Here is an 11,199-nt window from a genome sequence, read left to right as displayed (position 1 = left end):
TTCGTTGACAGGACGCCAGACGCGTACCAGAAGAACATCGGCGTACCAGAAACCCATCGGCGCATCAGAAGAACGGCGATCCCCACCGGACCCCGGTGTTCCACCTCACTGTGAGGTATGGCACGATGCTGGCCACCTCCCCCACCGGCACAGCCCTCACAGGAGACCCTCCTAGTGCAGAACCCCGCCGTCCCGGAACTGGCACACACCACCACCCGCCCCATCCACTGGCTGGCCACCGCGGCCGCACTCGCCGCCGTCATCGCGGGCTCCTCCTTCCTGCAGCCCGACCCGGCGAACGCCGCACAGGCCGGCTCCAAGCCCTCCGCCAAGAGCGCGGCAGCCCCCGCGCCCGCCCCTGACGCCGATTCCGTCACGTACCCCATCACCTGCGGAAACGTGAAACCCGTCGTCAAGAAGAAGGCCTCCGGCGACCTCGACGGCGACGGCAGACCCGAGACCGTCGCCGTGGTGCACTGCGCTGCCGGATCGGGCACCCCGCCCGACGGCATCTACGTGATCACCCGCGCCACGGAGGGCAAGCCCCGCGTCGTCGCCACCCTCGTCGACCCGCACGACCGGCAGAACGTCAGCGACTTCGCCGTACGTGACGGAGCGATCACCGCCACGCTCCTCGGCTACTCCTCGACCGACGTGCCCCGCTGCTGTCCCGATCAGCGGGACGACGCCAAGTGGCAGTGGAAGGACGGCACGTTCGCACGGTCCACACCGGCCGGAGCACACAGCGTGTGACGGAACCGACACGAGTAAGGGGTCTGTCCCCGCCGGTCACCGGCGGGCACAGACCCCTTGCTCACGCGTGAGTTCGCGGCGGCCTCAGGCCGCGTCGGGACCGTAGACCTCGACGCTGTCCGAAACGCGACGCACATGAATGCAGTCGCCCGGACACTCCTTCGCCGAGTCCACCACATCCCGCAGAAGCGGCAGGGGAACGGGCGTTGTGGCCCCCGGCGCCTGCAACAGCTCGTCGTCGGAGCTCTTCACGTACGCGAGACCGTCGATGTCCAGCTCGAAGACCTCGGGCGCGTACTGCGCGCAGATGCCGTCGCCGGTACAGAGGTCCTGGTCGATCCAGACCTCCAGGGGATCGCCCTCAGGGCCGGTCCCAGCCTCGTTCTGCACGTTCATCTCTCCTGCCGATCGCTGCGTCGGGCCAACCGACTTTGCGGTAAGTCGGGCCAGCCCTGACGGGTGTTGAACGCTTCGACGATACAACCGCCCGCTTTCCGATGTTGTTGGGTGGGTATTCACCTGGCGTGAGGGAGAGCGCAAGGGTGAAGATCGGACACACCCCGACCGTCTTTGTGATCTAGGGGTTTCAATCGACACCCACCCAGGTAGGGTCTGGAAGCGTCCAGCTCCCCTTGGAGGAGGTGAGGACCGTGGCAGCCCACGACGACGACATCAACCGCGGCATCCGGCCGGGGCGAGGGTCTGAAGACCCCGCCGGTCAGGTTGCCTATCTCGAGCAGGAAATCGCCGTCCTGCGACGCAAGCTCGCCGACTCTCCGCGTCATACGAGGATTCTCGAAGAGCGGATCGTCGAGCTGCAGACCAACCTGGCCGGCGTATCCGCGCAGAACGAGCGGCTCGCCAACACGCTCCGTGAGGCCCGAGACCAGATCGTGGCCCTCAAGGAAGAGGTCGACCGGCTCGCACAGCCACCGGCCGGCTTCGGAGTCTTCCTCGTGGCGAACGAGGACGGCACGGCGGACATCTTCACCGGGGGCCGCAAGCTCCGGGTGAACGTCAGCCCCAGCGTGGAGCTCGAAGAGCTCAGGCGCGGCCAGGAAGTCATGCTCAACGAAGCGCTCAACGTGGTCGAGGCCATGGAGTACGAGAGCGTCGGAGACATCGTCACCCTCAAGGAGATCCTCGAGGACGGCGAGCGAGCCCTGGTGGTCGGACACACCGACGAAGAGAGGGTGGTCAGGCTCGCCGAACCACTCCTCGACGTCACCATCAGGCCCGGCGACGCGCTCCTTCTCGAACCGCGCTCCGGCTACGTATATGAAGTGGTTCCCAAGAGCGAGGTCGAAGAGCTCGTCCTCGAAGAGGTTCCGGACATCGGCTACGAACAGATCGGCGGCCTGGGCAACCAGATCGAGCTGATCCGTGACGCGGTCGAACTGCCCTACCTCTACCCGGACCTCTTCAGGGAGCACGAACTGCGGCCGCCCAAGGGCGTGCTGCTCTACGGGCCCCCCGGCTGCGGCAAGACGCTGATCGCGAAGGCCGTCGCCAACTCCCTTGCCAAGAAGGTCGCCGAGGTGACCGGACAGGCCGCGGGGAAGAGCTACTTCCTCAACATCAAGGGACCCGAACTCCTCAACAAGTACGTCGGCGAGACCGAGCGCCACATCCGACTGGTCTTCCAGCGTGCGAGGGAGAAGGCGAGCGAGGGCACCCCCGTCATCGTCTTCTTCGACGAGATGGAATCCCTCTTCCGCACCCGCGGATCCGGTGTCAGCTCGGACGTGGAGAACACCATCGTCCCCCAGCTGCTCGCCGAGATCGACGGCGTGGAAGGCCTGGAGAACGTCATCGTCATCGGCGCCTCCAACCGCGAGGACATGATCGACCCCGCGATCCTGCGCCCCGGACGACTCGACGTGAAGATCAAGATCGAGCGCCCGGACGCCGAGGCGGCGAAGGACATCTTCGCCAAGTACCTCACCGAGCGGCTCCCGCTGCACGCGGACGACCTCGCCGAGCACAGCGCCGACCGGCGCGCCACGGTGGTCGGCATGATCCAGTCCGTCGTGGAGCAGATGTACGCGGAGTCCGAGGAGAACCGCTTCCTCGAGGTGACGTACGCCAACGGCGACAAGGAAGTCCTCTACTTCAAGGACTTCAACTCCGGCGCCATGATCGAGAACATCGTCGGCCGCGCCAAGAAGATGGCCATCAAGGCCTTCCTCGAGGCCAACCAGAAGGGCCTCAGGGTCTCCCACCTCCTCCAGGCTTGCATCGACGAGTTCAAGGAGAACGAGGACCTGCCCAACACGACCAACCCGGACGACTGGGCCCGCATCTCCGGCAAGAAGGGCGAACGGATCGTGTACATCCGTACGCTCGTCACCGGAAAGCAGGGCGCGGACACCGGACGCTCCATCGACACGGTGGCGAACACCGGTCAGTACCTGTAGAAGACAGGGCGGCTGCGGGTGTCCTTCGTGGGTACCCGCAGCTGTCTGTTTTTCAATGAAGGCAATGATCTCCCCACCAGCGCAAAGGCGCTCTAGGCTCTTCGGTACCGCCGAGTCGCGCAGTGCGGGGACGGGCACCGCACACGCACCGGAGAACCAGCGGTACTTGAGCGCCGTTCCCGAAGGGGAGCGCCGCCGGGCAAGGAGGGCCGCATGACCGTACGGCGAGTAATGGGCATCGAGACGGAGTACGGCATCTCCGTCCCCGGGCACCCCAACGCCAATGCCATGCTCACCTCGTCCCAGATCGTCAACGCCTACGCCGCGGCGATGCACCGGGCGCGACGCGCCCGCTGGGACTTCGAGGAGGAGAACCCTCTGCGGGACGCTCGGGGCTTCGACCTCGCACGCGAGTCCGCCGACGCCAGCCAGCTCACCGACGAGGACATCGGCCTCGCCAACGTCATCCTCACCAACGGGGCGCGCCTCTACGTGGACCACGCGCACCCCGAATACAGCTCGCCCGAGGTCACCAATCCCTGGGACGCCGTCCTGTGGGACAAGGCCGGCGAGCGCATCATGGCGGAGGCCGCCGAGCGCGCGGCCCAGCTCCCCGGCGCCCAGCCGATCCACCTCTACAAGAACAACACCGACAACAAGGGCGCCTCCTACGGCACGCACGAGAACTACCTGATGAAGCGGGAGACCCCCTTCTCGGACATCGTGCGCCACCTCACGCCGTTCTTCGTCTCCCGCCAGGTCGTCACCGGCGCGGGACGCGTCGGCATCGGCCAGGACGGCCACGAGCACGGCTTTCAGCTCAGCCAGCGCGCCGACTACTTCGAGGTCGAGGTGGGCCTGGAGACCACCCTCAAGCGGCCCATCATCAACACCCGGGACGAGCCGCACTCCGACGCCGAGAAGTACCGCCGGCTGCACGTGATCATCGGCGACGCGAACCTCTCCGAGATCTCGACGTACCTGAAGCTGGGCACGACATCCCTGGTCCTCGCCATGATCGAGGACGGCTTCATCGCGGTGGACCTCGCCGTCGACCAGCCCGTGCGCACCCTGCACCAGGTCTCCCACGACCCGACCCTCAAGCGTCTCGTCACGCTCCGTAGCGGCCGGACACTCACCGCGGTCCAGCTCCAGATGGAGTACTTCGAGCTGGCCCGCAAATACGTGGAGGAGCGGTACGGCTCCGACGCCGACGAACAGACCAAGGACGTCCTCACCCGCTGGGAAGACGTCCTGGGGCGCCTGGAGACCGATCCCATGAGCCTCTCCGGGGAGCTCGACTGGGTCGCCAAGCGGGAGCTCATGGAGGGCTACCGCCGCAGGGACAGCCTCGACTGGGACGCCGCGAGGCTCCACCTGGTCGACCTCCAGTACGCGGACGTACGCCCCGACAAGGGCCTCTACAACCGCCTGGCGGCCCGCGGCAAGATGAAGCGGCTCCTGGACGAATCACAGGTCGAGCGCGCCCAGACCAAGCCTCCAGAGGACACCCGCGCGTACTTCCGCGGCCGCTGCCTGGAGCAGTACGCGGACGACGTGGCGGCCGCCTCGTGGGATTCGGTCATCTTCGACCTGCCCGGTCGCGACTCCCTCCAGCGTGTGCCCACCCTGGAGCCGCTGCGCGGCACACGCAACCACGTCAAGGAGCTCCTGGACCGCTGCCGCACGGCAGAGGACCTGGTTCGGGTGCTCTCCGGAGGCTGAAAGACCCGGCGTATGGGAATCATCGAGGTGGTCCCCGGACGTTGAGGAAAGTGCGGGGCCGATGTCAGACCTGGCTTATAGGGTCTGATCACGTACATCGAACCGAAATGAGCGGGGTGAGGTACATGGCGACCAAGGACACCGGCGGCGGACAGCAGAAGGCGACACGTTCCACCGAGGAGACCGAGGAGCAGACGCAGGAAGCGCAGGGCTCCGAGGACCTCAAGGAGCGCCAGGAGAAACTGAGCGACGACGTGGACTCCGTTCTGGACGAGATCGACGACGTCCTCGAGGAGAACGCCGAGGACTTCGTGCGGTCCTTTGTACAAAAGGGTGGTCAGTAACGGGCATGGCGGAGCCGGGGGCGAGCGGTGCCGGGAATGCGTGGCGCACGACCGGGCCGCGCATGACCGGCGGCGTCGACGAGCGTCGATGTGATCCGTCTCAACGCCCCTGCCGTACATGTGGATCACCGCCATGAGACGGGTAGGGTCCGTGGCGTACTGTGCTTCAACTGCAATTCGGCCATCGGCAAGTTGGGGGATGAACCCGACACCGTCCGCCGCGCGGCCGCATACCTGGAAGGAAACGCGTGGAAGCCAACACTCGTAGCACCGGGCGTCTACCAGCTGCCTTCCTGACGCCTGGTTCTTCGTCCTTCATGGACTTTCTGTCGGAGCATCAGCCCGAGATCCTGCCGGGCAACCGGCAGTTGCCGCCCACGCAGGGTGTGATCGAGGCGCCGCACGGCACGACGATCGTCGCGACGACGTTCCCCGGGGGCGTGGTGCTCGCCGGTGACCGGCGGGCGACGATGGGCAATGTCATCGCCCAGCGCGACATCGAGAAGGTCTTCCCGGCCGACGAGTACTCGGCCGTCGGCATCGCCGGCACCGCCGGTCTCGCCGTGGAGATGGTCAAGCTCTTCCAACTGGAGCTGGAGCACTTCGAGAAGGTCGAGGGGGCCACGCTCTCCCTGGAGGGCAAGGCCAACCGACTTTCCACGATGATCCGGTCCAACCTGGGCATGGCCATGCAGGGCCTGGCCGTCGTCCCGCTCTTCGCGGGGTACGACGTGGACCGCGAGAAGGGGCGCATTTTCTCGTACGACGTCACGGGCGGGCGTTCCGAGGAGCACGGCTTCGCGGCCACCGGTTCCGGTTCGGTCTTCGCGCGTGGTGCGATGAAGAAGCTCTACCGCAACGATCTGACGGAGCAGGAAGCGACGACGCTCGTCGTGCAGGCGTTGTACGACGCGGCGGACGACGACTCGGCGACGGGTGGTCCGGATGTCGCCCGCCGGATCTATCCCATCGTCACCGTGATCTCCGACGAGGGTTTCCGGCGGCTGGGGGACGAGGAGTCCTCCGAGATCGCCCGCTCGATCCTCGAGCGGCGCCTGGAGCAGCCCGACGGCCCGCGGGCCGCGCTGCTCTGATCGATCCGTATTCGCCACTGACTGAGTCACTGACAGAAAGGGACGGATAGCCGGTGTCGACGCCGTTCTATGTCTCACCCCAGCAGGCCATGGCCGACCGGGCGGAGTACGCCCGCAAGGGCATCGCCCGTGGTCGCAGCCTTGTTGTGCTGCAGTTCGCCGATGGCATCGTGTTCGTCGGCGAGAACCCGTCCCGTGCGCTGCACAAGTTCAGCGAGATCTATGACCGGATCGGCTTCGCGGCCGCCGGCAAGTACAACGAGTACGAGAACCTGCGGATCGGTGGCGTGCGCTACGCCGATCTGCGTGGATACACCTACGACCGCGACGATGTGACGGCCCGTGGGCTCGCGAACGTCTACGCCCAGACGCTCGGCACGATCTTCTCGAGCCAGGCGGAGAAGCCGTACGAGGTGGAGCTGGTCGTCGCCGAGGTCGGGGAGACGGCCGAGGGCGATCAGATCTACCGCCTGCCGCATGACGGTTCGATCGTGGACGAGCACGGCTCGGTCGCGGTCGGCGGCAACGCCGAGCAGATCAGTACGTATCTGGATCAGCGTCACCGGGACAACATGACGTTGGCCGAGGCGCTGAAGCTGGCCGTGCAGGCGCTGTCCCGTGACACCAACGGCAGTGAGCGGGAGATCCCCGCGGAGCGGCTCGAGGTGGCGGTGCTCGACCGGACGCGGCCGCAGCAGCGGAAGTTCAAGCGGATCGTCGGGCGGCAGCTCGCGCGGCTGCTCGAAGGGGACGCTTCGGCGCCCACGGATGCCGCTTCCGACACGGAGGAGACGGACGCGGGTTCCGAGTCCGCTTCCGGGTCCGAGTCCGGGGCCGGCGAGGAGTAGTTCGGTTCGGTGTACGCCCCGTGTCCTGGCCTTCGGGCCGGGGCGCGGGGCGTACGTGTGTGTGCAGTACGTGGCTAGGGCGCGGGGGCGGTCGAGCCGCGGACGACCAGTTCCACGGGGAGGGTGTCGAGGCGGGGTGTGCGGCCGTCGAGGACGGCGAGCAGTGAGGTCATGCCGTGTTCGCCGAAGCGCTCGGCGGGCAGCCGGACGGTGGTGAGCTCGGGCTCCACGGCGGTCGCCAGGGTGAGGTCGTCGAAGCCGGTCACCGAGAGGTCCTCGGGCACCCGCAGGCCCAGTCTGCGGGCCGCTTTGCAGGCGCCCGCGGCGAGGATGTCGTCGTCGCAGACGAGGGCGGTGGGGCGGGGGCCCGGCGCTGCGAGGGCGGTCTCCGTGACGGCGCGGGCGTCGTCGACGGTGAGGGGTGCCCGCACGGTGCGTACGGCGGCTCCGGTGCCGCGCAGCGCCCCGGCGAGGGCGTCGGCGCGTACGTCGAAGGTCCAGGTGTCGACGCCCGCCGCGAGGTGCAGGAAGTCGCGGTGGCCGAGGGACAGCAGATGTTCGGTGACGCGGCGCATGCCGTCGGCGATGTCGAGGTTGACGGTGGCGGTGCCGAGGCTGCCCGCGGGATCGCTGTCGAGCATGACCAGGGGCAGTTCGTCGCCCCGGATCGCGGCGAGGGCGTCGGAGGCCATGGAGGAGGCGAGGACGCCGTCCAGGGAGGCGCGCGCGGAGTCGAAGGGGTCCCGGGCGGGGCCGATGCCGTCGGGGGAGGGGTAGAGCACGACTCCGAAGCCGTTCTCGGCGGCGACGCGGGCGGCGCCGGTGTAGACGCGGGCGAAGAATTCGTTGGTGAGGGCGGGGACGACGAGGAGCGCCGTCCTGGTCCTGCCGAGGCGGAGGTTGCGGGCCGCGAGATTGGGCCGGTAGCCCAGATCCCGGGCGGTGGCGCGGACCCGCTCGGCGGTGCGCTCGGCGACCCGGCCGCGCCACTTCTCGCCGAACACGAGGGAGACGGTGGCCTGGGACACCCCGGCGGCGCGCGCGACGTCGCGGCTGGTGGGGCGCGGCCCCGCGGTCTCCTGCTGTGGCCCGGCCACTCCTGGTACCTCCCCGGTCGATGCCGCGGGACGTCGGTGAGGTGGACCCGCGGTGAGCGCTCATGGTACGTATGACGCTCGACGTTATACGTACAACCTCGGCGCGTCGGTGCCGGGCGAGGGGCGGGAAGCATGGCTGCCGGATACGCGGAGATCCTCCGGACGAGATACGCCGGGCGGCTGCTCGCCGGCACGCTGGTGGGCCGGCTGCCGAACGCGACGGCCGCGATCGCCATCGTGCTGTTCATCCGCGCCGAGGGCGGGACGTACAGCCTGGCCGGCGCTCTGGCCGCGGTGTACGGCGTGGCCAACGCGGTGGGGCAGCCGCTGCTCGGCCGCCTGGTGGACCTCTACGGCCAGCCGCGGATCCAGCTCCCGGCGGCGGTGCTCTCTGCGCTCGGCATGGGGGCCTTCGCGTTCACCGGGCCCGACTCGCTCGCCGCGGCCTATGTGGCGGTGGGTGCGGCCGGGCTGTTCACGCCTCCCCTGGAGGGCGGCCTGCGCGCGCTGTGGCCCGGCGTCCTCGGAAAGGAGGAGCAGGTGCACACGGCGTACGCCATGGACGCCATAGCCCAGGAAGTCATGTTCACCGTGGGCCCGTTGCTCATCACCGGCAGCGTCGCACTCTGGTCGGAGCAGGCCGCGGTGCTCGTCGTGAACGCCATCGGTGTCCTGGGCGCCCTCTCCGTAGTGGTGTCGAAGCCCTCGCGCGCGTGGCGCTCGGCGCCCCGCGAGGCGCACTGGCTCGGCGCGCTGCGCTCCAACGGGCTGCTCGCGCTGCTCGGCGCGTTCCTCTTCATCGGCATGGCGCTGGGCTCCATCACCGTGGCCGGCGTCTCGTACGCCGACGGGCACGGCGGTGACGCGGTCTACGGCTGGATGATGGCGGCGATAGGCCTCGGCGCCCTGGTCGGCGGTTCCGTGTACGGGGCGCGGCAGTGGAGCGGCGTACCGGAGAAGCGTCTTACGGTCCTGGTGGCTCTCCTGGCGCTCTGCTACTGGCCGTTGACGCTGACCCCCGGGCCGGTCGCCATGGTGGCGCTCACGGCCGTGGCGGGTGTCTTCCTGGCGCCCGCGCTCGCCTGTGCGTTCATCATCGTCGACCGGCACGCACCGCGGGGCACGGTCACCGAGGCGTTCTCCTGGCTCGTGACCACGTTCACCGTCGGCGCGTCCCTCGGAACGGCCGCGGCGGGCCCGGTCGTCGAGTGGGGCGGGACGGTGTGGGGCTTCGCGGTGCCGGGCCTCGCCGGTGTGGCCGCGCTGCTTGTTCTGCTGGCCACGGGCCGGGTGCTCGCGCTGCCCTTGGATTCGGCGGTCGTTGCGGGTTCATCGGAAAATGATCGAAACGGTGCTGTCGAACCCGGTTTCAGTGCAGGGCATAAGGCGTAATGTTCAGTCATGGACCGCCGCATTTTCGGGCTGGAGAACGAGTACGGCGTCACGTGCACGTTTAGGGGGCAGCGCCGGCTGTCACCTGACGAGGTGGCGCGCTACCTCTTCCGCCGTGTTGTGTCATGGGGCCGCAGCAGCAACGTCTTTCTGCGGAACGGCGCCCGCCTCTATCTTGACGTCGGGTCACATCCGGAATACGCGACACCGGAATGTGACAACGTGACCGAGCTGGTCACCCACGACAAAGCGGGCGAGCGCATTCTGGAAGGCCTGCTCGTCGACGCCGAACGCCGCCTGCACGAGGAGGGAATCGCGGGCGACGTCTATCTCTTCAAGAACAACACCGACTCGGCGGGAAACTCCTACGGCTGCCACGAGAACTATCTGGTGGCCCGGCACGGGGAGTTCTCGCGGCTCGCGGACATCCTCATTCCGTTCCTGGTCACGCGGCAGCTGCTGTGCGGTGCGGGCAAGGTGCTGCAGACTCCGCGCGGCGCCGTGTACTGCGTCAGCCAGCGGGCCGAGCACATCTGGGAGGGGGTCTCCTCCGCGACCACCCGCTCCCGGCCGATCATCAACACCCGCGACGAACCGCACGCGGACGCCGAGCGCTACCGCAGGCTGCACGTCATCGTCGGCGACTCGAACATGTCCGAGACGACCATGCTCCTCAAGGTCGGTGCCACCGACCTCGTCCTGCGCATGATCGAGGCGGGCACGGTGATGCGGGACCTGACCCTGGAGAACCCGATCCGGGCCATCCGCGAGGTCAGCCACGACATCACGGGCCGCCGCAAGGTCCGTCTGGCCAGTGGCCGTGAGGCCTCGGCCCTCGAAGTGCAGCGCGAGTACTACGAAAAGGCCGTGGACTTCGTGGAGCGCCGCGGCATCCGCACGGGCACGGTCGAGCAGGTCCTCGAACTGTGGGGCCGCACACTCGACGCGATCGAGGCCGAGGACCTCGACCGGATCGGCACCGAGATCGACTGGGTCATGAAGTACAAGCTCATCGAGCGGTACCGCGCGAAGAACAACATGACCATGTCGCACCCCCGGGTCGCGCAGATAGACCTCGCGTACCACGACATCCACCGTCGGCGTGGTCTGTACTACCTCCTGGAGCGAAAGGGACAAGCCGCCCGTATCTGCAACGACTTGAAGATCTTCGAGGGCAAGTCCGTGCCCCCGCAGACCACCCGAGCGCGGCTGCGCGGTGACTTCATCCGCCGGGCCCAGGAGCAGCGCCGCGACTTCACGGTCGACTGGGTGCACTTGAAGCTCAACGACCAGGCGCAGCGCACGGTTTTGTGCAAGGACCCCTTCCGGTCGGTGGACGACCGGGTGGAGAAGCTCATCGCCGGTATGTGATCGCCGGTATGTAAACCCCTGAGACGGGTGGTGGGGTGGGGGGAACCAACCCCGGGGGGGGGGGGGGGGGCGCCCGGGCCCCCCCCCCCGGCACGGGGGTTTGTGGGAGCCCACCCCCCCAAACACCACAAACACACACACCCCCCCACTCCCACGCC

10 protein-coding genes and 1 pseudogene are annotated in these 11,199 nt (G+C 68.1%); 9 read left to right on the top strand and 2 right to left on the bottom strand.

Translation table 11 applies throughout. The features are described 5' to 3' along the window. Positions 1-174 precede the first annotated feature (174 nt). Positions 175-753 carry a hypothetical protein gene (locus ACFWY6_RS39015; RefSeq protein ID WP_384700724.1) on the top strand — a complete coding sequence of 193 codons (579 nt, stop codon included), beginning with the start codon at positions 175-177 and terminating at the stop codon, positions 751-753. A gap of 84 nt (positions 754-837) precedes the next feature. On the opposite strand, the gene ACFWY6_RS39010 is transcribed toward ACFWY6_RS39015, so the two are convergent. Next, positions 838-1,149 carry a ferredoxin gene (locus tag ACFWY6_RS39010; protein ID WP_384700722.1) on the bottom strand — a complete coding sequence of 104 codons (312 nt, stop codon included), beginning with the start codon at positions 1,147-1,149 and terminating at the stop codon, positions 838-840. 254 nt (positions 1,150-1,403) lie between these two features. Between ACFWY6_RS39010 and arc the strand changes: the two genes are divergently transcribed. The 6 genes and pseudogenes from arc to prcA all read left to right on the top strand — a co-directional run bounded on the left by arc (position 1,404) and on the right by prcA (position 7,181). Further along, the gene (gene arc, locus ACFWY6_RS39005) at positions 1,404-3,170 is read left to right on the top strand and encodes a proteasome ATPase (protein ID WP_266868854.1); all 1,767 of its coding nucleotides are present in this window, start codon (positions 1,404-1,406) and stop codon (positions 3,168-3,170) included. A gap of 213 nt (positions 3,171-3,383) precedes the next feature. Continuing rightward, a complete protein-coding gene (gene dop / locus ACFWY6_RS39000; protein ID WP_384700720.1) occupies positions 3,384-4,895 on the top strand; it encodes a depupylase/deamidase Dop in 1,512 nt (503 codons plus the stop codon). A gap of 125 nt (positions 4,896-5,020) precedes the next feature. After that, positions 5,021-5,239 carry a ubiquitin-like protein Pup gene (locus tag ACFWY6_RS38995; RefSeq protein ID WP_055555575.1) on the top strand — a complete coding sequence of 73 codons (219 nt, stop codon included), beginning with the start codon at positions 5,021-5,023 and terminating at the stop codon, positions 5,237-5,239. A gap of 90 nt (positions 5,240-5,329) precedes the next feature. Continuing rightward, positions 5,330-5,536 (top strand): annotated as a pseudogene (locus ACFWY6_RS38990) (endonuclease VII domain-containing protein); the annotation flags it as partial. Then, on the top strand, positions 5,488-6,333 hold the full coding sequence (gene prcB, locus ACFWY6_RS38985; protein ID WP_384700718.1) for a proteasome subunit beta: 846 nt from the start codon (positions 5,488-5,490) through the stop codon (positions 6,331-6,333). The pseudogene ACFWY6_RS38990 and the gene prcB, both read left to right, overlap by 49 nt. Positions 6,334-6,386: 53 nt before the next feature. After that, entirely contained in the window at positions 6,387-7,181 is a 795-nt protein-coding gene (gene prcA / locus ACFWY6_RS38980) for a proteasome subunit alpha (protein WP_384700716.1), read from the top strand. A 74-nt stretch (positions 7,182-7,255) separates the two neighbouring features. Here the strand turns inward: prcA and ACFWY6_RS38975 are convergent, their stop codons facing one another. Next, positions 7,256-8,278: a LacI family DNA-binding transcriptional regulator gene (locus ACFWY6_RS38975; RefSeq protein ID WP_384700714.1), complete on the bottom strand. Its 1,023-nt coding sequence runs from the start codon at positions 8,276-8,278 to the stop codon at positions 7,256-7,258. A 132-nt stretch (positions 8,279-8,410) separates the two neighbouring features. Between ACFWY6_RS38975 and ACFWY6_RS38970 the strand changes: the two genes are divergently transcribed. Both ACFWY6_RS38970 and pafA read left to right on the top strand, forming a co-directional pair. Beyond that, on the top strand, positions 8,411-9,670 hold the full coding sequence (locus tag ACFWY6_RS38970; RefSeq protein ID WP_384700712.1) for an MFS transporter: 1,260 nt from the start codon (positions 8,411-8,413) through the stop codon (positions 9,668-9,670). A 9-nt stretch (positions 9,671-9,679) separates the two neighbouring features. After that, entirely contained in the window at positions 9,680-11,041 is a 1,362-nt protein-coding gene (gene pafA, locus ACFWY6_RS38965; RefSeq protein ID WP_135334215.1) for a Pup--protein ligase, read from the top strand. The last annotated feature ends 158 nt before the right edge of the window (positions 11,042-11,199 follow it).

This window comes from Streptomyces sp. NPDC059037, from assembly GCF_042740015.1.
GTDB lineage: Bacteria > Actinomycetota > Actinomycetes > Streptomycetales > Streptomycetaceae > Streptomyces.
Note: the sequence above shows the minus strand (reverse complement) of the source record. Positions and strands in the feature narration are given on the sequence as shown.